The sequence below is a fragment of the Nitrincola nitratireducens genome, assembly GCF_000585235.1.
Taxonomy (GTDB): domain Bacteria; phylum Pseudomonadota; class Gammaproteobacteria; order Pseudomonadales; family Balneatricaceae; genus Nitrincola; species Nitrincola alkalisediminis.
The window spans coordinates 54841-78334 of record NZ_AONB01000022.1; the positions used below are offsets into that span (position 1 = coordinate 54841).

Genomic DNA, 23494 nt, shown 5'->3' on the forward strand with positions numbered 1-23494 from the left:
TCTCACATGCGGAACACGCCAAAGCGCGTGGGTTCTTGAGGGCGATTTAAGCTGGCTGAAAGACTTAATGCGATGACTTCACGTGTTTGGATAGGGTCGATAACGCCATCATCCCAGAGTCTTGCGCTTGCAAAATAGGGGTGCCCTTGGTGCTCGTAAGTGTCGACGATGGGCTTTTTGAACGTCGCTTCATCTTCGCTTGACCACTCTTTCCCTGCGCGTTCAAGCTTTCACGGCGCACGGTGGCCAGCACCCCTGCCGCTTGCTCGCCGCCCATAACAGAGATTCGGGCATTTGGCCACATCCAGAGGAAGTCAGGATTATAGGCGCGACCGCACATACCATAATTACCCGCGCCAAAGCTGCCGCCAATTAAAATAGTGAGCTTAGGAACATTGGCGCAGGCAACGGCCATGACCATTTTCGCACCATGTTTGGCTATACCCTCAGCCTCGTATTTGCGGCCAACCATGAACCCTGTAATGTTCTGTAGGAATAATAAGGGAATATTGCGTTGGCAGCAGAGCTCAATAAAGTGAGCGCCTTTTTGCGCGGACTCCGCAAATAAAATACCGTTGTTGGCAATAATGCCGACAGGGTAGCCGTGAATGTGGGCAAAACCTGTCACTAGTGTGGTGCCATAGAGTTGCTTAAACTCGTCAAATTCCGAGCCATCAACCAGCCGTGCAATCACTTCGCGAACATCAAAGGGTTTGCGAAGATCTGTGCCGACAACGCCATAGAGTTCGGCGGGATCGAATAAAGGGGCTTGAGGTTTTTTAACCGCAAGCAGGAGTTGTTTCTTTTTATTAAGGTTGGCAATACAGCGGCGTGCAATTTGCAAGGCATGCTGGTCGTTTTCGGCATAGTGATCTGCTACGCCAGAGACTTTGCAGTGCACGTCAGCTCCGCCTAGGTCTTCAGCACTGACGATTTCGCCTGTTGCGGCTTTAACTAAAGGGGGGCCTGCAAGAAAAATAGTGCCTTGGTTTTTGACAATGATGGACTCATCTGCCATTGCTGGGACATAGGCGCCACCCGCCGTGCAAAGGCCCATTACCACGGCGACCTGTGGAATCCCTTTAGCTGACATACGCGCTTGGTTGTAAAAAATACGCCCAAAATGGTCTCGGTCAGGGAAGACTTCGTCTTGACGAGGCAGGTTGGCGCCGCCAGAGTCGACTAGATAGATGCAGGGCAGGTGGTTTTGCTCTGCGATTTCCTGTGCACGTAAGTGCTTTTTGACGGTGAGGGGGTAGTAGGTGCCCCCTTTAACGGTTGCATCATTGGCAATGATCATGCATTCAATGCCGGATACACGACCCACCCCGGTAATAATTCCGGCGGCAGGGACATCCTCATCATAGACCTGGTAGGCTGCGAGTTGCGATAATTCTAAAAAAGGGGAGCCATCATCAATTAAATGATTGATGCGTTCTCTGGGGAGTAATTTTCCACGTGCAAGGTGGCGCTCTTGGTACGCAGCACCACCGCCTTCTTGAATTTTGGCTACTTTTTCTTTGAGATCTGCAACCACCACAGACATGGCGTCTGCTTTCGCTTTAAACTCTTCAGAACGCGCATTTATTTTTGTTTGTAGAATTGGCATCTGTAAGCCTCCACGAGCCGGATTAGTTGTTCAGAAAAAGTTCGCGGCCTATCAGCATGCGGCGAATTTCAGAGGTGCCTGCACCGATTTCATAGAGTTTGGCATCGCGTAATAGACGTCCCGTCGGGTATTCGTTGATGTAGCCATTCCCACCCAAAAGCTGGATAGCATCAAGAGCTATTTGAGTCGCCATCTCAGCCGAGTACAAAATGACACCTGCGGCATCTTTACGTGTCGTTTCACCGCGATCAGCCGCGAGTGCGACCATATATACGTAGGATTTAGCCGCATTCATGCGCGTATACATGTCTGCAATTTTGCCTTGAACGAGCTCAAACTCACCGATGCTTTGCCAAATTGCTTTCGATCACGAATATAAGGTACCGCAACATCCATAGCGGCTTGCATGATGCCTAAGGGGCCGCCAGCGAGAACCAGGCGCTCATAATCCAACCCGGACATCAGAACTTTGACGCCACCGTTCAGTGTTCCCAGTATATTTTCCTTCGGTACTTTGCAGTCTTGGAAAACCAGTTCGCAGGTGTTAGAGCCGCGCATTCCCAGCTTGTCGAGCTTTTGAGCCTGAGTGAAGCCTTCGGTGTCTCGTTCAACGATAAACGCTGTAATGCCTTTTGGCCCAGCTTGTAAGTCAGTTTTGGCATAGATAACGTACACATTGGCGTCTGGACCGTTGGTGATCCACATTTTATTGCCATTCAAAACATAGTGGTCGCCGGCATCACGTGCGCTCAATTTCATCGAGACCACATCGGAGCCTGCGTTGGGTTCTGACATGGCGAGTGCGCCGATATGTTCCCCGGAAATCAGTTTGGGTAAATATTTTTCTTTTTGCGCTTGTGTGCCGTTGCGATGAATTTGGTTTACACAAAGGTTCGAGTGGGCTCCGTAGGAGAGGGCAACAGATGCAGATGCGCGGCTGAGTTCTTCCATCGCAATAACGTGTGCCAAGTAACCCATGCCTGCACCGCCGAACTCTTCGCTGACTGTGATGCCGAGCAAACCCATGTCGCCAAATTTTTTCCATAAATCGGCCGGAAAGACATTCTCGTGATCAATATCGGCTGCCCGCGGGGCAATTTCTGCAGCAGCAAAGCTATTAATTTGCTGACGCAGCATGTCCAGTGTTTCACCAAGTCCAAAATTTAATTCTGAGTATTGTGAAATCATGTTGGTTACCTGTTTGTTATTTTTAATGTAAGGAAGAGTTATTTAAGTCGTGATTTGTGAGCGACGTCTGTTCTAAGCGTTTTTTTTCTCTTAATTCGTCTAAGGCAGCACGACAGCGTGCTTCTGCACTGTCAATTTCAATTTTTGCCATCTGTATATCGTTTAGCTGTTGCTCAAGATGCGCTTGCTTTTCGGCTAGCGTTTCAAGCATTTTAAGTAATTGTCGTTCGCTGCCACCGGGTGTTTCATCCCAAAGATCAAACAGCTCTTTTGATTCTGCTAACGAAAACCCTAAGCGTTTCCCGCGCAAGATAAGCTTTAGCCGAACCCGATCTTTGGAGCTGTATATGCGTGTTTGTCCTTTGCGATCGGGTTTGAGCAGTCCTTGGTCTTCATAAAAGCGGATGCTGCGGGTCGTGACATCGAATTCACTGGCCAGTTCGCTAATCGAGTATGTTTTCTTTTTTAAGCTCATGTTGTTTACCTCATGCATGTATCAAGACTACTCAAAGTTAACGTTAACGTAAAGTGTATTTTTCACTATCAATGTAATTTCTATTGAGTGGCGTCGTTGTAGCCCAGTAAGTGAAGGGAGTTGCGCTATATATGGCTTTAATTATACGGCTAAAGTTGTAGGTTTACAGGCGGTTGTTTGTGTTCTACGGGCTAAATTCAGTTAACGTTAGTGATAAATATTGATTTTAAAGGTGTTTCGCTGAGCTCTGCTTGTTTGTGCGTCAATTTCTATAAATTGCACTTTACGTAAAGGTAAAGCTGTGTTATCAATTAGGCAGCAATCGATTATAAAAACAAGAGGCGTGTTGTTATGGGTTTAATGGAGTATTCGAGCTTCATCTCTGATTTTTGCCCCGATCAGTTGGAGAATGAGGTGTTATCGCGATCACTTGAGAGTGGTGTCAATGTGGCCCATGAGATTTGTGATCGCTGGGCGAGCGATCTCGACAAGGTGGCTTTGTATCATGAAGGGGTTGACGGTCGTACGACCTCGATGACCTTCTCAGAGTTGAGTCAAGCGTCGGCTCGTTTTGCAAACTACTTAAAAACAATAGGGGTGGAGCCTGGTGATCGTGTTGCCGGGCTTTTGCCGCGATGTCCTGAGTTGTTGATTGTGGTGTTGGGTGCTTTAAAGGCAGGGGCGGTGTATCAGCCGTTGTTTACTGCCTTTGGTTCAGGTGCGATTGCGTATCGTCTGGAGCAGGCCTCTACCCGTTGTATTGTGACGAATCAGGCAAATCTCTCTAAGTTGGTTGAGTTGGAAAGCCTCCCACCCGCACTTTGTGTTGGGTTGAGTGATGGGCTGGGTTTGCAAAATGTATCGGACTTTGGGGCGGGCGTGTCCGTGCAGTCGGATCAATTTGAGCCGGTGTTATTGCAAAGAGACGATCCGTTTTTGCAGATGTTTACCTCGGGTACGGTGGGTAAGTCGAAAGGGGTTGCAGTTCCTGTGCGAGCCTTGCTGTCTTTTTATCTTTATATGAAATATGCCATCGACTTGCGGCCTGAAGATCGTTATTGGAATGTTGCTGATCCTGGTTGGGCCTATGGTTTGTATTATGCTGTGGTGGGGCCTTTGTTGTTGGGGCAAGCGACGCACTTTAATGAGCAGGGGTTTACACCAGAAACCACCTATCAAATGATCCAAAAGTATCAAATTACCAATCTTGCAGCAGCGCCCACGGCCTATCGTTTATTGATGGCAAATGACCATTTGCTCGCTCAGGATCAAAGTCTTGGGATTCGAGTGGCGAGCAGTGCAGGTGAGCCGTTGAATCCAGAGGTGATCAGCTGGGTGGGGCGGCGATTAGGTTGTCCTGTTAAGGATCACTACGGTCAGACCGAAACGGGGATGACTTGTTGTAACTACCATCGTCTTGAGCATGTCGAGCGCATCGGTGCAATGGGGTTTTCAATGCCGGGGCATCGAGTGGTTGCGCTGGATGAACAGTTCAATGAGGTGGGAGAGGGTGAGACGGGTCAATTAGCGGTCGATGTTTCCCAATCTCCGCTGTTTTTCTTCAATGGCTATACTTGGGCGGAGAAGCATCCGTTTCATGGGGTCTATTACTTGACGGGTGATATGGTGTTCTGTCATGGCGATGGCAGCTATTCCTTTACCGGACGTGACGATGACATTATCACCACGGCGGGCTATCGAGTCGGGCCTGCCGATGTTGAGAGTACCTTATTGGAGCATCCGTCGGTTGCGGAGTCCGGTGTTGTGGCTAAGCCAGACGAAAAGCGTGGGTCGATAATCAAGGCCTATGTTGTCATTAAACCTGCGTATGATCCGACTGAAGCGCTTAAGGATGAATTAAAGAATTTGGTGCGTAACCGTTTGTCTACGCATGCCTTTCCGCGCGAAATTGAGTTCGTCGAAGAGTTGCCAAAAACGCCCAGTGGCAAGATACAGCGTTTTATTTTGCGCCAATCGGCTGAGCGTGAAATTGGTTAAAACTTTTTAATCCTTATTTATTAATGAGATGGGTGAGTTGCTAAGGGGTTTGTCAGGTTATACAACCAAAGTATTACTTGTAAACCCTTAGTGACTATTGATAAGTTAAGTTGACGCTTACGTAAATGTAATGCTTTAAGTCGGCGAATCTAACAATAAAAAGAGGCTGCACACTCCTATGAGTTCCGAATTCGTACTTGAAACCCGCAATCTCGTTAAAGAGTTTAAAGGGTTTACAGCCGTAGACGATGTGAATCTTAAGATTCAAAAGGGTCACATCCATGCGTTGATTGGTCCAAATGGCGCGGGTAAAACCACGGTATTTAATCTGCTGACCAAATTCCTGATTCCAACACGCGGACAAATTCTGTTTAAGGGTGAGGATATTACGGCGATGAAGTCTGCCGCGATTGCTCGTAAAGGCATTATTCGCTCATTTCAGATTTCAGCTGTGTTCCCGCATATGACGGCATTGGAAAATGTGCGTGTGGCTCTTCAGCGCTTTGAAGGCAATAGCTTTCACTTCTGGACATCTGAAAAAACGCTTAACCGCTTAAATGATCGTGCATACCAGCTGTTGGAGTCTGTCGGGCTTGAAGCCTTTGCGGACACGGTGACCGTTGAGTTGTCCTATGGCCGCAAGCGTGCGCTTGAGTTGGCAACGACCTTGGCGATGGAGCCTGAGTTGGTGTTGTTGGATGAGCCGACTCAAGGAATGGGTCATGAAGATGTTGATCGTGTGGTTGAGCTGATCCGTCAAGCCGCCGTCGGTCGCACAGTGCTCATGGTTGAGCATAACCTGAGCGTTGTGAGTAAGCTCTGTGACCGCATTACTGTGCTCACTCGAGGAGCAATCTTGACTGAAGGGGATTATGCCAATGTGTCGCAGAATCCTAAGGTAAGAGAGGCCTATATGGGCAGTGAGTCCGCAGCGGTTGAGGGAGCACACTAATGACCGATTCAATTAAACCCAATTATGAACAATTAAAAGTCACGGACTTGCATGCCTTTTATGGTGAATCGCACATTCTTCATGGAATCGATTTACTGGTAAGGCGTGGGGAGTTGGTGACTCTGCTGGGGCGTAATGGTTCAGGCCGCAGCACAACACTAAAATCAATCATGAACATGGTTGGACGTCGAACGGGTTCGATCATGATTAATGGTCGCGAAACCATTGACAGTCCGGCGCATCATATCGCTCATCTGGGTGTCGGTTACTGCCCAGAAGAACGCGGTATTTTTTCAAGCTTGAATGTTGAAGAAAATCTGTTGTTACCACCCACCGTGCGCAGTGATGGTATGAGTCTGGATGAGATTTACAGCATGTTCCCGAACCTCTATGAGCGTCGCTACAGTCAAGGTACACGCCTATCCGGTGGGGAGCAGCAAATGCTGGCCATGGCTCGAATTTTACGGACAGGTGCTAATTTGCTGTTGCTGGATGAAATTACTGAAGGGTTGGCGCCCGTCATCGTGCAAAAGCTCGCTGAGGTGTTGATCAAACTAAAAGAAAAAGGCTTAACCATCGTTTTGGTTGAACAAAACTTCCGGTTTGCAGCTCCCTTAGCTGATCGTCACTATCTTATGGAGCACGGTCAGATTGTTGAAGAAATTCAAGCCAATGAGTTGGCCTCTAAGCAAGAATTATTAAATACCTACCTAGGTGTTTAGTTAAAGAAATATTTATTTGTGTAGTGATTATGCAAATAAATGTGTTTTAAAGCGCGTTCTCTTTCATGTAGAAAAAAAATAACAGCCAAAAGGCACTGGAGACACACAATGAAAATAATGAAAAAACTCTTATCAGCCGCAATCGCCTCAGCCCTTATCGCAACGACTGCACAAGCGGCCATCAGTGATAATGAAATTCGAATTGGTTATCTTGCAGATATGTCAGGTACCTACCGTGATTTAGCAGGACCCAATGGTTGGTGGCTTTGCAAATGGCTGTTGAGGATGTAGGCGGGCAAGTCAATGGTGCGAATATTCGTGTGGTGAGTGCGGATGATCGAAACAGCCCTGACGTTGCATCCAGTACGGTGCGCCAATGGGTTGAAAACGATGGTGTTGATATGGTGGCGGGTTTAGTCGCGTCTTCGGTGACCATCGCCGCTACCCGCATTCTAGAGCAAAGCAATCGCTTAGGCATAGTGTCTGGATCTGCCGCATCCAGTATTACCAATGAGCATTGTACGCCGAACCACATTCACTATGTTTACGATACTTACCCGCTGGCAAACGGTACGGCTCAAGCGGTTGTTCAGGAAGGTGGCGACAGCTGGTTTATTCTAACCGCGGACTATGCATTTGGTCATGCGCTAGAAGGCGACGTTGAAAAAGTGGTAACCGCGAATGGTGGCACGATCGTACAAAAGGTACGTCATCCTTTCCCTACCGGTGATTTCTCTTCGTTTATTTTACAAGCGCAAAGCTCGGGTGCAAAAGTTGTGGCATTAGCGAATGCGGGTTCTGACACCACCAATGCCATTACCACCGCTGGTGAGTTTGGTTTGACGCAATCCGGTCAAACGCTGGCGGCGTTGTTGTTGTTCCTCACAGATGTGCATGCGTTGGGTGTTCAAGCGGCACAAGGTATTCAGTTGACGACTGGATGGTACTGGGACATGGATGACGATGCGCGTGCTTGGTCTGATCGCTTTATGCAAAGAACCGGTGTGCGTCCAACCATGGTTCATGCTGGTATTTACTCAAGTACTGTGCATTATTTGAATGCAGTTAAAGAAGTCGGTACAGATGAGGCGCAAGCTGTTCGTCAGCAAATGATGAATACGCCGATTAATGACATGTTTGCGAAGGGCGGTTATATCCGTGAAGACGGTCGTATGGTGCATGATATGTACCTTGCTCAAGTGAAAACCCCGGCTGAATCTAAAGATGAGTGGGATCTTTATAAGATCGTGAGAACCATTCCTGGTGATGAGGCTTACCGTCCTCTGTCTGAAAGTCAGTGCAAATTAGTCAATAACTAAGCGCAAATGAGTTCACGTCCTTGCAAAGTAATGAAGGGCGTGAACTTAGTTAGGTCGGTTTAGCCAGTATTTTCAGGTAGGGTCTTACTATGAGTATGATTTTCGGAGTACCCATTGCTGTGCTCTCGGGTCAGTTATTGCTTGGGCTTATTAATGGTGCATTTTACGCCTTATTAAGCTTAGGTTTGGCGGTTATCTTTGGTCTTCTTAAGATTATTAACTTCGCCCATGGCGCATTTTATATGTTAGGTGCGTTATGCACAGTTGTTTTATTTAATACCTTAGGTGTTAATTACTGGGTTGCTTTAATACTTGCCCCCTTAATTGTTGGTGTTTTAGGTGTTTTAATTGAATTTTTCTTGCTTAGAAAAATTGCCAATGAAGACCATATTTACAGTTTGTTGTTAACCTTTGGTTTGGCGCTTGTTATCCAAGGGGTTCTAACCAATATCTATGGTGTGTCGGGCTTGCGTTACCCTATACCCGAGGTGTTTAGAGGCGGCGTGAATCTTGGTTTCATGTTCCTTCCTTATTACCGTGCATGGGTTATCGTTGCGGCCTTGGTGGTTTGTATCGGCACTTGGTTCATGATTGAAAAAACAAAATTAGGCTCCTATCTGCGTGCGGGAACAGAAAACTCGCAATTGATGCAGGCATTCGGTATTAACGTGCCACTGTTGGTGAGCTTGACCTATGGTTTTGGGGTTATGTTGGCGGCATTTGCCGGTGTTCTTGCGGCGCCGATCTACTCAGTTACACCCGTCATGGGGGCCAATATCCTGATTATTGTGTTTGCCGTGGTGGTTATTGGAGGAATGGGTTCAATTCTTGGTGCGGTGATCACCGGTTTGGCGATGGGGATTATCGAAGGCTTAACGAAGGTTTTTTATCCTGAAGCGTCAAGTACGGTTATATTTTTGGTGATGGTGTTGGTGTTACTGGTTCGCCCATCGGGTCTGTTTGGGAAGGAGGCATAGTATGACGACTTCAGTGTATGCAAGTCCTGCGCGTAAAAGTGTGCTTGAGCAGAAGCAGCGTTCTGAGCGAAGAAAGCTAATGCTGTACGGTGCGTTTTTTGTGATCGCGTTAATCGCGCCCTATGTGGTGTATCCCGTTTTCTTGATGAAAATACTCTGCTTCGCACTCTTTGCCGTTGCCTTTAATCTGCTGCTTGGCTATGTAGGATTGCTGTCTTTTGGTCATGCGGCCTTTTTGGCGACAGGGGGCTATACCACTGGCTACCTGCTCAGTACTTATTCGGGATTAACACCGGAGTTGGCTATTTTGGCGGGTACGTCGGCCTCGACACTGCTTGGGTTGGGCTTTGGTCTGCTGGCCATTCGTCGTCAAGGCATTTATTTTGCCATGATTACTTTGGCATTAGCGCAGCTCGTGTTTTTCTTTTACGTGCAGTCTTCTTTTACCGGTGGTGAAGACGGTCTGCACGGTATTCCGCGCGGTAAGTTACTCGGGGTCATTAATTTGGCCGATAATCTGGCGATGTACTATTTCGTGTTAGCGGTGTTTATGTTTGGTTTTGCCGTGGTTCATCGGATGGTGCATTCACCCTATGGTCATGTGCTGAAGGCGATCAAAGAGAATGAGCCTCGTGCAACATCGCTTGGCTACAATGTGGATCGCTACAAGTTGGTTGCTTTTGTTATCTCGGCTGCCTTGGCGGGCTTGGCGGGCTCAGTAAAAACCATCGTTTTCCAGTTGGCTTCGTTAAATGACGCGCATTGGCATATGTCAGGTGAAGTGGTGTTGATGACCTTGGTCGGTGGTGTGGGGACGTTATTAGGCCCTGTTGTGGGTGCTGCATTTGTGGTGAGTCTTGAGCATCAGTTAGCACAAAGTGCACTGGGTGACTGGGTCAACGTGATTTTAGGTGTGATTTTTATTCTCTGCGTATTGATGTTCCGTGCGGGCATTATCGGCGAGTTTCAAAAATTCTATAAAAAGAACTTTAAATAATCAGGTAGTGGGTGAGGATCGAGCATTCCATTCACCCAAATACATGAGGTAACAAATGAACGATTCTATTGTGATTGTCGGAGCGGCTAGAACGCCCATGGGTGGTTTGCAGGGTGACTTAAGCAGTGTCAGATCTCCTGATTTGGGCGCTGTGGCCATTAAAGCGGCGCTTGAGCGTGCGGGAGTGCCCTCAGATAGCGTTGATGAAGTGATTATGGGGTGTGTTTTGCCGGCTGGATTGGGCCAAGCACCTGCTCGACAAGCGGCATTAAAAGCTGGGTTGCCGATTTCCGTTGGTTGTACCACGATTAATAAAATGTGCGGCTCTGGCATGAAGGCTGTCATGCTAGCACATGATCAGTTGCGTGCTGGCAGTGCGGCGGTCATGGTCGCAGGCGGTATGGAAAATATGAGTCAGTCGCCGTACCTGTTGCCTAGAGTTCGTGAAGGATTGCGAATGGGTCATGGAAAAGTGATGGACCATATGTTTATGGACGGTCTCGAAGACGCTTACGAAGGCGGTTTGATGGGAAGCTTTGCTCAGCGCTCAGCCGATGCCCACAGCATAACTCGAGAGGTGATGGATGACTTTGCCATCGCCTCTTTGGAGAAGTCCTTGGCGGCTATCGAGTCCGGCAGCTTTGCGGATGAAATTGCGCCCGTGGCGATTACAACTCGTGCCGGTGAGCAGGTGGTGGCGATTGATGAGCAACCAGGAAAAGCTCGCCTGGATAAAATTCGTTCACTAAAACCCGCTTTTGCAAAAGACGGTACTGTGACGGCGGCAAACTCGAGCTCAATTTCCGATGGTGCTTCAGCCTTGGTGTTGATGAAAGAGTCCGAAGCGCTGAGTCAAGGTTTAAAGCCTTTGGCGCGTATTGTAGCGCATTCTACGCATGCACAATTGCCTGCTGAATTTACCCTGGCGCCGATTGGTGCGATTGAGAAAGTGCTCAAAATGGCGGGCTGGGATAAAGACAGTGTAGATCTTTTTGAAATCAACGAAGCCTTTGCCGTCGTGACCTTGTTGGCTCAGCAAGCGTTAGAGTTGGATGAGCACAAGGTCAATGTTAACGGCGGTGCTTGTGCATTGGGTCACCCGATTGGCTCTAGTGGCTCTAGAATTCTGGTGACGCTGCTTTATGCGCTTCAGAAGCGTCATTTAAAACGTGGGGTTGCTTCTTTATGTATTGGTGGTGGTGAAGCGACAGCCGTTGCATTGGAAATTTGCTAGCTTTTTGGTCCATCTAAGATGTGATCCTAGATGGACATACAGCTTTCAGCTGTTTATTCTATTACGCCTTAAAAACAAGATCAGGGCGAGGGGTAATAAAGGGCATGTTAAAAGCTAAACGCAAAGGTGTCCTGTCGCTTCGCTCTGTATTAACGATTCCCTATGTTGTTTTGGTTGTATGTTTGGCGCTGTCCATTGGTGGCCTTTCATATCAGGCTGGAAGCAAAGCCATTAATACCCTTATAGATCAGCTGTTGCTTGAAACGGTTGGTCGAATCACCCAGGCAATAGATCGTCATATTATTGGTTCCGGCGCTGTGCTCGAAACGGCCTTCCCTATAGGAATGCCGGCACCGATTCCAATTGAGTCTGATATGGCCAATCTTAAAACACGATTTTGGATTGCCACCTCTCTTCATACAGATCCTAATGACTATGTCTATTATGGCAATGAAGCTGGGCAGGGGATTGGTTTGCAGCGCTTATCTGACACTAAGGTAGAACTGCGTTTAAAATTAGAGGCCTCCGAGTATCGAAAAATCTATCATTATGAAGGGATCGATGGGGAAATGCAGCAAGTGCGCGAAGAGGAGCGTTTGTTTGATCCTCGTGTGCGGCCTTGGTATCTGGATGGTAAGGAGTTGCGCGGCCATACGTGGACGTCTATTTACATTGATTTTGGCACGCGACAGTTGATCGCAACGCGCGCGCGTCAAGTTTTGTCGCATGAGGGTGTTTTTGAGGGGGTCGTTGCCACCGATGTTTCCCTTCGTGCTTTAAATGAGTTCGTCGGTCATTTGCGTGTCTCGCCACACGGAATTGCCTTTATTGTTGAGCCGAATGGAAAGCTAATTGCAGCATCCAATACGCCGAATGTGCTTCCAACCGGTGATGGTGAGTTTGTTCGTGTGGCCGTTGAAGATGTAAACGTGCCGATTATGTCGGACGTTTATAGGGCAGTCATTGCCAGCATTGAAGAGCAAGGTGTGCCAGATGAAACTCGGCCCCTGTCTCTTGTTTTTGATGACCAGCTAATCCACGTCGCATTTGATCGTGTGCGAGATGATGCCGGGCTGGATTGGTTGTCGATAGTTGCAGTGCCAGACAGTGACTTTATGTCAGGCATTACCGAAAATATTAAGCGCAGTGTTTATATCGCTGTGGTGGCCATCATTCTTGCCATATTGATTGGTCTGGCTATTCTGAACTGGGTTGCGGCGGATCTGCGTAAGTTAAAAGAAGCCTTAGTGCGAGTGGGTGATGGTGAGCTGGATGCGCCGGTGAATATTTATCGTCGGGATGAGTTGGGTGAATTAGCACGAGGTGTTGAGCAAATGCAAAAGCGCCTGCAAACCGATCCGCTAACAGGCCTGATGAACCGTGACGCCTTTACACTCAAATTACGTAAATTAATTGAAGGGGATCAGCATTACCGTCGTCAGCAGTCGATGGCAGTGCTGTTTATCGACATTAATCGATTCAAGCATATTAACAATGCCTGGGGGCGCGATGCGGGTGATTTGGCGCTGAAAGAAATAGCCACCCGAATCTCGAACGTGATTGAGGCGGATGACTGTCTTGCCCGTTTCTCTGGTGATGAGTTTGTTATTTTGCTTCGCAGTGCTGAGCGTCCGGACAGGGTTAGACGGATAATGGACCAGATAAATCAAGCTCTTTCCGAGCCGCTTGTGTGTTTAAAAATGGATCCATGGCTGTCGTTAACTGCAGCCATGGGGGTCTCATATTATCCCACAGACTCCATTGATGCAGATGGGTTGGTGCGTTTGGCAGACTATGCCATGTACCGTGAAAAAGAGTCGACTCCAATGCATTCCTCTTAAGGTGGGTTATTCCTTATAAGTTGCTTTGCCTAGGCGAATGCTTCGATATTGGCTCGGCGAGATGCCCATGACGTTTCTAAAGGCTCGAGAGAAGTAGTAGCATCTTCGTAGCCGAGTGTCCAGGCAATCTCACTGATCCGTTGATCGGTGATGTCCAGCAAATGACAGGCGCGTTCAATTTTCATTCGAATAAAGTCATTGATGGGTGTGCTACCCGTCAAGGCTTTGTAACGTTTAATGAAGTGAAATTTCGACAGGTTGGCCGTCGCCGCTAGCGTGTCTATATCTAATGTTTCATGCACGCATCTGAGCATTAGGCTTTGAATGGCGTCCATATCAAATGTTTTGTCAAAGTGATGGCGTGCTTGTGTGTGGAGCAGCGTGATATGGGTGAGCAGTTGGCGCAGTAAGCTGCTTGAGTGGAGGTAGGACTCAAACAACTGAGTCGATTGTCTAAGATCCAAGAGCGCTTCGAAATCAGAGATGAGTCGTGAATGCAATCCCAGTTGCAATACAGGGTGGCGGCTCAGTTTTTTGAGAGGGGTGATGAACTCGTCAATCAGTTGTCCTTCACAATGCAACCAATATATGCTCCAAGGCGTTTTGTTATCGGCAAGGTAGCTGTGAATTTCATCTTTGGGTAGCAAAATAAAGTCGCCAGTCGTGATCTTGTATGACTTTAATCCTGCATTAAGTTTTCCGCAGCCATCAACGCAATATATGAGTAGACAGTCATCGTGACGGCTACGAGACATGCTGTGGCCGAATGCGCGCTTGTAATAGCCCATGGCTATAGGGTACAGATCCTTACTGATCGGATGTTTGCTTAGTTCAGTGACTGTGCGGCGTGGGAGAACAAAGCGTGTACTGCCATTTGGAATAGGCCAGGAAGAGGGTTGGCTCATTGCTTAGTATTTTCACTTGGTTGACGTTAAGGTAAACCTTAGTTGAAAGTCGCAATATAGTCCATCATCTTAACAACTTTATCAATCAGTACTGGCTCAATTTCATGTTACAACATATTTGTATTGAAAAATTCCTGATTAGATATTAACGTTAACGTAAAGGTAATATATTATCTTGTCAGGGTCATGTCGGATTAGACAATAACAATAAAGGTAGAGATCAAACGTATGACACATCAAGTACCCATGTTGATTAACGGTGAAATGGTTCAAAGTCAAAGCACGCATTGGATCCCAGTCACCAATCCCGCCACTCAAGATGTGATTGCGCAAGTGCCCTGCGCAACACCTGCAGAAGTCGATCAAGCGGTGTCCGTCGCAAAAGCGGCTTTTCAAACTTGGAAAGAAGTGCCCGTATCAGAGCGTGCGCGTCTTATGTTGCGTTACCAAGCATTGCTGAAAGAGCACCATGATGAATTGGCGACGATTCTAAGCAGCGAAACTGGCAAAACCTTTGAAGATGCCAAAGGTGATGTGTGGCGCGGAATTGAAGTGGTTGAGCATGCTTGCAATATTGCGTCCTTAAGCATGGGCGAAACGGTTGAAAACGTTGCCCGCAAAGTGGATTGCTACAGCTACACCCAGCCGCTTGGCGTGTGTGTCGGTATAACGCCGTTTAATTTCCCGGCGATGATTCCTTTGTGGATGTTCCCAATGGCGATTGCCTGCGGCAACACCTTCGTGCTCAAGCCCTCTGAACAAGATCCCTTAACACCGATGCGTTTGGCCGAGCTTTTCCAAGAGGCTGGCGCACCTGCAGGTTTGTTGCAAGTGATTCACGGCACAAAAGATGTTGTTAATCAGCTTTTGGTTCACCCAGATACACCAGCCATCTCCTTTGTAGGATCTGTTGCCGTGGGCGAGCATATTTACAAAACGGGCACAGATCATATGAAGCGTGTGCAAGCCTTTGCGGGCGCTAAAAACCATATGGTCATTATGCCCGATGCACAAAAATCCCATGTGATTAATAATCTGGTGGGTGCCTCTGTTGGTGCAGCGGGCCAGCGTTGCATGGCGATTTCAGTTGCCGTGTTCGTCGGTGAGTCTCGTCAATGGATTCCAGAGCTGCGCGATGCATTAGCGAAGGTTCGTCCAGGAGCCTGGAATGATCCTGAAGCCGGTTACGGCCCCTTGATCAATCCTCAAGCCAAACAGCGCGTGCTGGACTTTATTCAAGAAGGTAAGGATGCGGGTGCTGAATGCTTGCTGGATGGCAGTGTTTGCCAAGTAGAGGGCTTCCCGAATGGCAACTGGGTTGGGCCGACTTTCTTTACTCAAGTCACTCGTGATATGTCGATCTACCGCGAAGAAATCTTCGGGCCGGTTTTAATTGCGTTGGAAGTCGACACTTTGGAAGAAGCCATCGCACTGATAAATGAAAATCCATACGGTAACGGCACGTCTATCTTTACCGCATCAGGGGCTGCCGCGCGTAAATATCAGCATGAAATACAAGTGGGTCAAGTGGGCATTAACGTACCCGTACCTGTACCACTGCCTTTCTTCTCCTTCACCGGCTGGCGCAAGTCCTTCTACGGTGATCAGCACGCCTATGGTAAGCAAGCGGTGCGTTTCTATACGGAAACCAAAACCGTGACGGCGCGTTGGTTCGAAGACGATATTGCGTCGGGTCCTAACATGACCATTCAGTTGAAATAAGTTTCACCCTAACTGATTGGGCGCGCAGCCCTGTGGAGGTTTTAATGGATTTTGAATTAAACGAAGACCAAATTGCATTTGCGGATATGGCGACGGCGTTTGCTCGCAATGAGTTAGAGCCCCATGCGGCTGAGTGGGATCAAACGCATTTTTTTCCAGTGGATGTGATTCGTAAGGCAGGTGAAATGGGCTTTGCCTCACTCTATTCACCAGAGGCTGTTGGTGGGCTGGGATTAAGCCGTTTGGATGCAAGTATTATTTTCGAACGCTTGTCGATGGGTTGCACTTCAACCACGGCCTACCTGACCATTCACAACATGGTCACTTGGATGGTGACCAGCTTTGCTAAGCCAGAAGTGGTGGAGGTCTATGCCCCTGCGTTGGTGACGGCTGAAAAACTAGGCTCCTATTGCTTAACCGAGCCAAATGCGGGATCGGATGCCGCGTCGTTAAAAACAACCGCTGTTCGGGATGGCGACGTTTACATACTCAACGGCAGCAAGGTCTTTATATCAGGCGCGGGCAGTACCGATGTATTGGTCGTGATGGCGCGCACGGGAGGTGCTGGCGCACGTGGTGTTTCAGCTTTTGTGGTGGATGCGCAGAGTGAAGGCATTAACTACGGGCGTTGCGAAGATAAAATGGGCTGGAACAGTCAGCCGACGCGGATGATTACCTTTGATAATGTTCGGGTTCCAGCCATTAATCTTCTAAGCGAAGAGGGTGATGGTTTTATATTGGCCATGAAGGGCTTGGATGGCGGTCGCATTAATATCGCGTCCTGCTCGGTTGGCACGGCGCAGCAAGCCTTGAACCAAGCGCGCAATTATTTGCTTGAGCGTAAGCAGTTTGGGCGCCAAATAGGGGATTTCCAAGGGCTTCAGTTCCGTTTGGCCGATATGGCCACAGAGCTGGTGGCTGCGCGTCAAATGGTGCGGTTGGCTGCCAGTAAACTTGATCGACAAGATCCAGATGCGACGACTTACTGTGCGATGGCAAAGCGCTTTGCCACCGATGTGGGCTTTAAGGTCTGCGACGAAGCTCTGCAGCTCTTTGGTGGTTACGGCTATATCAAAGAGTATCCGATGGAGCGGTTCGTGCGCGATACGCGCGTACACCGGATTCTTGAGGGTACGAATGAAATAATGCGTGTCATTATCGGGCGTCGTGTGTTGGCCGATACCGATACTGAACTTTAGGAGTTGAGCATGTCTGATGCACTTTTGTTAGAAAAACGTGGTCATGTTGCGATTTTGACCTTGAATAATCTGCCTGCAAATACTTGGACAGCCGAGAGTCTGCAAGCCTTAATTGACATCGTTCATTCTCTCAATGACGATCCTGATGTGTGGAGTTTGGTGTTAACCAGTGCCAGTGAGAAGTTTTTCTCAGCCGGAGCCGATCTTAAGCTCTTTGCGGATGGTGATCGCTCAAGGGCGCGAGACATGGCGCGTCTTTTTGGTCAGGCGTTTGAGACACTCAGCCAATTCAGGGGTGTTTCCATTGCCGCGATTAACGGTTATGCCATGGGCGGTGGTCTCGAAGTTGCCTTAGCCTGTGACCTCAGAGTCGCGGAAGAGCAAGCAAAAATGGGGCTGCCTGAAGCAAAAGTAGGATTGCTTCCATGTGCGGGTGGCACACAAAACCTCACGATACTGGTGGGTGAAGGCTGGGCGAAGCGCATGATTTTATGCGCAGAGCAGGTAGATGCCGCTAAGGCGCTTGAGATCGGCTTGGTTGAAGAAGTGGTTGCAAAAGGGCAGGCATTTACACAGGCCTTGGCTTTAGCTGAACAAGCATGTCAGCAAAGTCCTTCATCAATAGCGGCCTGTAAAGCATTGATTCAAAACAGCCGAAATGCGCATTATCACCAAGGCTATATCCTTGAGCGTGAGTTATTTGTTGATCTTTTTCAAACCGAAGATCAGCGTGAAGGTGTGAATGCATTTTTGCAAAAACGTAAACCTGAATGGAAAAATCGTTAAGGTTTAACAACGAGGAGTCGTTTATGAGTTGCGTTGTATTTTCTGAACACACCACCAAGAGTGGGCAGCGAATTGGTGAAATTCATTTAAACGCTGAAAAGAGTTTGAATGCCCTAACGCTTGAAATGATCGATTTGCTGTTGCCTCAATTGGAAAAGTGGCGTGATGACCCAGAAATCTGCGCGCTATTTCTAGACAGTGCGGGTGAAAAAGCCTTTTGTGCGGGTGGCGATGTTGTCAAGCTCTATAAAGCCATCGCTAACGAGCCGGATAGTACTTTTCCAGAAGACTTTTTTACGCGTGAGTACCGTTTAGATTATGCTCTTCATACCTATCCCAAGCCGATTATTTGCTGGGGCAGTGGCATTGTGATGGGTGGTGGCATGGGCTTGCTTAGTGGCTGCAGTCACCGAATTGTGACTGAAACCTCGCATTTGGCGATGCCGGAAGTGACCATTGGCTTATACCCTGATGTGGGGGGAAGCTGGTTTCTCAATCGCATGCCGGGACGAACCGGTTTGTTCTTGGGTTTGACGGGTAACCCCATTAATGCCGCAGATGCGTTGTTTTTAGGATTGGCCGACCGTGCAATTCGTAAGGATCTAAGAGACGCATTGATGACGAGCTTGGTGGCGGCGGACTGGACACATCCAGCAGAAGCGGTTATCCAACCCATCCTTAAAGGCTTGGAGATGGAGTCAGCATCCACGTTTGCTGAGATGCCAGCGCCAATACGTGATCACCAGGCCTTGATACGCAAGGTTACAGATCATGTCTCTGTTGTTGATATGCGAGCGGAGCTGCTGAGCCTAGAGACAGAGGATAAATGGGTGTTGCGGGCACAAAAGGCCATCGGTCACGGTAGCCCCGTCTCGATTCATATGATTGCTCGACAGTTGGATAAGTGCCGCCACTTGTCGCTAAAGGAAGTTTTTCAGGAAGAGTTAAACCTCTCGGTTCAATGCTGTCGACATCGAGAGTTCCCCGAAGGGGTGCGAGCGCTGCTGGTCGACAAAGACAATCAACCTAAGTGGACCTTTGATCAGGTGGAGAACGTTGACTCAGCGTTTATCGACGAGTTATTCGAATCGCCTTGGTCGGGAGAGCATCCGCTACAGGATTTGTAACGACGTATTTAGCGGCCGATGTCGAAAGGCATTTTCAATCGTATAAAAACAAAAAAGGTGAAGCGCATGGCGACGATAGGATTTATTGGATTAGGTAATATGGGTGGCCCAATGGCGGCCAATTTGGCAAAAGCCGGTCACAGTGTACAGGCCTTTGACTTATCGGCAGAGGCCTTGGCTAAAGCTGTTGAGGCTGGATGCCAATCAATGTCTTCTGCCGTTGATGCTGCACAGGGCGCTGACGTTGTGATTACAATGTTGCCTGCGGGCAAGCACGTTAAATCATTATTAATGAACGCCGATGTCGCGTTGTTTGATTGCGTTCCTGAAGGCACGTTAGTGATTGATTGCTCCACGATTGATGCGCAAACCGCACGCGAGGTTGCGGCTGCGGCGGCAACAAAAGGCATACATTTTATTGATGCACCCGTGTCTGGTGGTGTTGGCGGCGCGCAGGCCGGAACGCTTACGTTTATTGTCGGTGGGGATGCGCAGCAGTATGCAGCGGCTAAGCCTATCTTAGAGGCCATGGGCAAAAACATCTTTCATGCCGGTGATCATGGTGCAGGTCAAGTAGCAAAAGCCTGCAACAATATGATGTTGGCCATTCTGATGGCGGGCACCTGCGAAGCCTTGAATATGGGCATCAAAAATGGCTTAGATCCAGCCGTTCTTTCCGACATTATGAAGCAAAGCTCTGGCAATAACTGGGCGTTGCAGGTCTATAACCCCGTGCCCGGTGTCATGGAAAACGTACCCGCATCACGCGACTATCAAGGTGGCTTCCAGGTCGATCTCATGTTTAAAGACTTGGGATTGGCAATGGACATCAGCCAGCAAAGTGCATGTGCGACGCCAATGGGCTCTGCCGCGAGAGCGTTGTTTAATCTTCATAAGAGCCAAGGGAATGGTCATTTAGATTTCTCGAGCCTAATTCGCTTGTATCAATAGGGATGCAATACCTGCCCAGTCCAAATTGACTGGGCTCATCTCGGTGCACAAAAACAATAATAGAGGTGATGTATGAGTTATTCGCAGGTGTATGCCGCGAGCTTGAAAGATCCGGCCGCCTACTGGGCGGAGCAGGCCCAAGCGCTAGACTGGTTTAAAGCCCCAAGTACAGCCTTGATGGCAACAGAACACGGAACCTACCAGTGGTTTTCTGATGGTGAACTGAATTTAAGCTATCTTGCCCTAGATGCACAAATTGCACAGGGGCGTGCAGAGCAGGTCGCGTTGTATTACGACTCGCCAGTGACTCAGACCAAAGAAGCCATCACATACCAAGAGTTGCTTGCACGAGTTGAGCGTTTTGCTGGTGCACTGAGCGGCTTGGGTGTTGAGAAAGGCGATACGGTCGTTATTTACATGCCAATGATCCCGGAAGCGGCCGTTGCCATGCTGGCATGTGCGCGAATGGGTGCCGTTCACTCAGTGGTGTTTGGTGGGTTTGCTGCCAACGAGTTAGCAATACGCATTGACGATGCCTTACCAAAAGTCATCCTGACGGCGTCATGCGGCATCGAGTTTGATAAGAAAATTGCCTATAAGCCCTTGGTCGATAAAGCGATTAGCTTAGCGGCTCATAAGCCAAAACATACGATTGTCTGTCAGCGACCGATGCTGGTTGCACAAATGGATGCGCATCGAGACCTGGATTGGTATGCCTTCCAAGAGGGCGCTGTTCCTGCAAAAGCGGTTCCGATGAAGGGATCGGATCCCTCGTATATTCTCTATACTTCCGGCACCACTGGCCAACCCAAAGGCATCGTTCGAGATGTCGGTGGATACGCGGTGGCTTTGAAGTACGCCATTCATCAAGTCTATGGGATGCGTGCAGGCGATGTCTGGTGGGGTGCATCTGATATCGGTTGGGTGGTCGGACATTCTTTTATCGTCTACGGCCCATTAATGGGCGGTTGCAGTTCAATATTTTACGAAGGGAAGCCAATACGCACGCCTGATGCCGGTGCCTTTTGGCGCTTGATTAGTGAATATAAAGTCAACTCAATGTTCTGCGCGCCGACGGCCTATCGAGCTGTCCGTAAAGAAGATCCACAAGGTGAGCTGGCCAAAGCCTATGACTTAAGCAGTCTTAAATGGATCTTTGTTGCGGGTGAAAAGCTTGATAGCTCAACCTACCAATGGTTAAGCGAATTGTTATCTGTGCCTATCTTAGATCATTGGTGGCAAACCGAATCTGGCTGGCCGATGACGGCACCCATGATGGGCTGGGAAGACCCATCGCTTCCACGTTTGGGTTCAACCAATAAGCCGATTCCGGGTTATGACATTCAGGTGTTGGATGCCGAGGGTCATGAACTGCCTGCGAATGAAGCGGGTCATATTTGCATTAAGCTTCCGCTTCCGCCGGGGTTTGCATGGAGCATTTGGAAAAATAATGAGCGCTTTAAAACCTCTTATTTGACTGACTTTCCGGGTTACTACCACACGGGAGATGGTGGTTTTAAGGATGATGACGGCTATGTCTTTATTACTGGGCGCACCGATGATGTGATTAATGTGTCGGGGCATCGTCTATCGACAGGTGAGATGGAAGAGGTGGTGGCGGCGCATGCACAGGTGGCGGAATGTGCCGTTATCGGGGTTCACGATGAACTTAAGGGTCAGGTGCCTGTAGCGCTGGTTGTATTAAAGGCGGGAGCCGATATTGAACCTCAGGATTTAGAAGCTGATGTGGTTAACATGATTCGTGATCAGGTTGGTGCGCTGGCATGTTTCAAGCGCGCCATCGTGGTGTCGCGCTTACCTAAAACCCGCTCAGGTAAAATTCTAAGGGCTGTCCTGCGTAAAATTGCTGCAAGTGAGCAGTATGCGACACCCTCAACAATCGATGATGCCAGTATCTTGCCTGAGGTTGAAGAAGCGCTAGTCGCTGCAGGCTTTATTTCATTAGTTGAAAGCAGTCCGTCAGCCTAAACAATGAGCTGAATAGACTTGGAGAACATACGCAATGCAAATACACAATAAAACCTTTGTGATAACGGGTGGAGCGCGCGGTTTAGGTGCGGGTATGGCTGTTCATCTGGCCAAACTCGGAGCCAATGTCGCGTTGATCGATTTGGATGCCGAGGGGCTGCAGCACACAGCGGACGAACTGGTCGCCTTGGGCGTTAAGTCTCAGGGCTACGTTTGTGATATTACCGACGAAGGTCAGGTTGAGTCGACCTTTGCGAGCATTCGTGCCGATTTTGGTCAGATCCACGGCTTGGTGAACAATGCCGGTCTCATGCGTGATGGCATGTTGATCAAAATTAAAGATGGCAAGCTGGTAGATAAGATGTCTTTGAGCCAGTGGAGCTCAGTGGTGAGTGTCAACCTGACGGGAGCCTTTCTCTGTGGCCGTGAGGCGGCTGCGATTATGGCGGAGCAAGGTGAGGGTGGCGTGATAGTGAATGTGTCATCCGTCTCGCGTGCGGGTAATGCAGGGCAAACCAACTATTCTGCAACAAAATCAGGCGTGGCTACCTTGGTGGTCAGCTGGGCAAAAGAGCTGGCGCGGTATGGTATCCGAGTGGGTGGTATTGCGCCGGGTGTGATTGCAACAGAAATGACCGCACAAATGAAGCCTGAAGCAATTGAGCGCATGTTATCCGCAGTGCCTTTACGTCGTTTGGGTGAAATTTCTGAAATGGCACACACCCTACAATATATTGTTGAAAATGACTTCTTCACGGGTCGTATTATTGAGATGGACGGCGGACTTAGAATTTAAAGTTTAATTGTAGAAGTTGTTTTTAATTAATTGAAAATAAATACTATTTTGTTTGGAGTTTGACGATGAAACTACTCGTCGCCGTAAAACGCGTTATCGACTATAACGTGAAAGTCCGTGTTAAGGCCGACCGCTCAGATGTGGATCTGGCCAATGTCAAAATGGCCCTCAATCCTTTCTGTGAAATCGCGGTTGAAGAAGCCGTGCGTTTAAAAGAACAGGGCGTTGCTTCGGAAGTGGTGGTGGTCTCCATTGGTGGCAAAGCCTGTCAGGAACAGTTGCGTACGGCTTTGGCGCTGGGCGCGGATCGTGCCATTCAGGTTGAAGCTCCAGACAGCCCCGATGCGCTATCGGTGGCGCGCATCCTTGCTAAGGTCGCGGAAACTGAACAGCCCGGTCTGATTCTATTGGGCAAGCAAGCCATCGATTCGGACAACAACCAGACCGGCCAAATGCTGGCGGCCTTACTGAACCGCCCACAGGCCACCTTTGCTTCAGAAGTTAAGGTTGAAGGGGAGCATTTGCTGGTGACACGTGAAGTGGACGGTGGTTTGCAAACACTGAAGCTCACACTGCCAGCCGTCGTGACCACTGATCTGCGCTTGAACGAACCCCGCTACGCATCCTTGCCGAATATCATGAAGGCCAAGAAAAAGCCCCTAGAGGTTAAAACCGCTGAAGACTTAGGCGTAACGGTCAGCAGCAAG

Annotated in this window: 17 protein-coding genes and 4 pseudogenes; 16 read left to right on the forward strand and 5 right to left on the reverse strand. The window is 48.7% G+C overall.

All coding sequences use genetic code 11. The annotated features are described in order from the left end of the window. Window positions 1–2: 2 nt before the first annotated feature. The 3 genes and pseudogenes from D791_RS15790 to D791_RS15800 form a co-directional block, all read right to left on the reverse strand. A pseudogene (locus tag D791_RS15790) lies at window positions 3–1609 on the reverse strand (carboxyl transferase domain-containing protein). A 22-nt stretch (window positions 1610–1631) separates the two neighbouring features. After that, window positions 1632–2797, reverse strand: a pseudogene (locus D791_RS15795) (isovaleryl-CoA dehydrogenase). Between the two features lie 22 nt (window positions 2798–2819). Next, entirely contained in the window at window positions 2820–3272 is a 453-nt protein-coding gene (locus D791_RS15800; protein ID WP_036513664.1) for a MerR family transcriptional regulator, read from the reverse strand. Between the two features lie 351 nt (window positions 3273–3623). Here D791_RS15800 and D791_RS15805 point away from each other — a divergent pair, with 351 nt between their 5' ends. From D791_RS15805 to D791_RS15840, 8 genes and pseudogenes are all read left to right on the forward strand, one after another. Next, on the forward strand, window positions 3624–5270 hold the full coding sequence (locus tag D791_RS15805) for an AMP-binding protein (protein WP_036513667.1): 1647 nt from the start codon (window positions 3624–3626) through the stop codon (window positions 5268–5270). 178 nt (window positions 5271–5448) lie between these two features. Beyond that, a complete protein-coding gene (locus D791_RS15810; protein WP_036513669.1) occupies window positions 5449–6222 on the forward strand; it encodes an ABC transporter ATP-binding protein in 774 nt (257 codons plus the stop codon). Further along, window positions 6222–6944 (forward strand): ABC transporter ATP-binding protein, encoded by a 723-nt coding sequence (locus D791_RS15815; RefSeq protein WP_036513671.1) that lies wholly within the window; start codon window positions 6222–6224, stop codon window positions 6942–6944. The genes D791_RS15810 and D791_RS15815 overlap by 1 nt, the downstream gene beginning before the upstream one ends. Before the next feature lie 108 nt (window positions 6945–7052). Beyond that, a pseudogene (locus D791_RS15820) lies at window positions 7053–8263 on the forward strand (ABC transporter substrate-binding protein). 89 nt (window positions 8264–8352) lie between these two features. Further along, on the forward strand, window positions 8353–9240 hold the full coding sequence (locus tag D791_RS15825) for a branched-chain amino acid ABC transporter permease (RefSeq protein ID WP_036513675.1): 888 nt from the start codon (window positions 8353–8355) through the stop codon (window positions 9238–9240). Between the two features lie 79 nt (window positions 9241–9319). Next, window positions 9320–10237: a branched-chain amino acid ABC transporter permease gene (locus D791_RS15830; RefSeq protein WP_237748683.1), complete on the forward strand. Its 918-nt coding sequence runs from the start codon at window positions 9320–9322 to the stop codon at window positions 10235–10237. A 55-nt stretch (window positions 10238–10292) separates the two neighbouring features. After that, window positions 10293–11471, forward strand: coding sequence for an acetyl-CoA C-acyltransferase (locus D791_RS15835; protein WP_036513680.1), 1179 nt, complete (start codon window positions 10293–10295; stop codon window positions 11469–11471). A gap of 104 nt (window positions 11472–11575) precedes the next feature. Beyond that, on the forward strand, window positions 11576–13312 hold the full coding sequence (locus tag D791_RS15840) for a sensor domain-containing diguanylate cyclase (RefSeq protein WP_036513683.1): 1737 nt from the start codon (window positions 11576–11578) through the stop codon (window positions 13310–13312). A gap of 6 nt (window positions 13313–13318) precedes the next feature. Here the strand turns inward: D791_RS15840 and D791_RS22100 are convergent, their stop codons facing one another. Further along, the gene (locus D791_RS22100; protein WP_420329357.1) at window positions 13319–13435 is read right to left on the reverse strand and encodes an AraC family transcriptional regulator; all 117 of its coding nucleotides are present in this window, start codon (window positions 13433–13435) and stop codon (window positions 13319–13321) included. A 32-nt stretch (window positions 13436–13467) separates the two neighbouring features. After that, window positions 13468–14217, reverse strand: a pseudogene (locus tag D791_RS15845) (AraC family ligand binding domain-containing protein); the annotation flags it as partial. Between the two features lie 228 nt (window positions 14218–14445). On the opposite strand from D791_RS15845, the gene D791_RS15850 reads away from it, so the two are divergent. From D791_RS15850 to D791_RS15885, 8 genes are all read left to right on the forward strand, one after another. Beyond that, entirely contained in the window at window positions 14446–15939 is a 1494-nt protein-coding gene (locus D791_RS15850) for a CoA-acylating methylmalonate-semialdehyde dehydrogenase (RefSeq protein WP_036513685.1), read from the forward strand. A gap of 44 nt (window positions 15940–15983) precedes the next feature. Next, window positions 15984–17138, forward strand: a complete 1155-nt coding sequence (locus D791_RS15855) for an acyl-CoA dehydrogenase family protein (protein WP_036513688.1) — start codon at window positions 15984–15986, stop codon at window positions 17136–17138. Window positions 17139–17147: 9 nt separating this feature from the next. Beyond that, window positions 17148–17924: an enoyl-CoA hydratase gene (locus tag D791_RS15860; RefSeq protein ID WP_036513691.1), complete on the forward strand. Its 777-nt coding sequence runs from the start codon at window positions 17148–17150 to the stop codon at window positions 17922–17924. 23 nt (window positions 17925–17947) lie between these two features. After that, window positions 17948–19051, forward strand: coding sequence for an enoyl-CoA hydratase/isomerase family protein (locus D791_RS15865; protein ID WP_036513693.1), 1104 nt, complete (start codon window positions 17948–17950; stop codon window positions 19049–19051). A 66-nt stretch (window positions 19052–19117) separates the two neighbouring features. Further along, window positions 19118–20002: a 3-hydroxyisobutyrate dehydrogenase gene (gene mmsB / locus D791_RS15870; protein WP_036513729.1), complete on the forward strand. Its 885-nt coding sequence runs from the start codon at window positions 19118–19120 to the stop codon at window positions 20000–20002. Window positions 20003–20074: 72 nt separating this feature from the next. Continuing rightward, window positions 20075–21991: an AMP-binding protein gene (locus tag D791_RS15875; protein WP_036513696.1), complete on the forward strand. Its 1917-nt coding sequence runs from the start codon at window positions 20075–20077 to the stop codon at window positions 21989–21991. 34 nt (window positions 21992–22025) lie between these two features. Beyond that, window positions 22026–22787: an SDR family oxidoreductase gene (locus D791_RS15880; protein ID WP_036513698.1), complete on the forward strand. Its 762-nt coding sequence runs from the start codon at window positions 22026–22028 to the stop codon at window positions 22785–22787. A gap of 65 nt (window positions 22788–22852) precedes the next feature. Then, a partial coding sequence (locus tag D791_RS15885) for an electron transfer flavoprotein subunit beta/FixA family protein (protein WP_036513701.1) occupies window positions 22853–23494 on the forward strand: 642 nt, incomplete at its 3' end.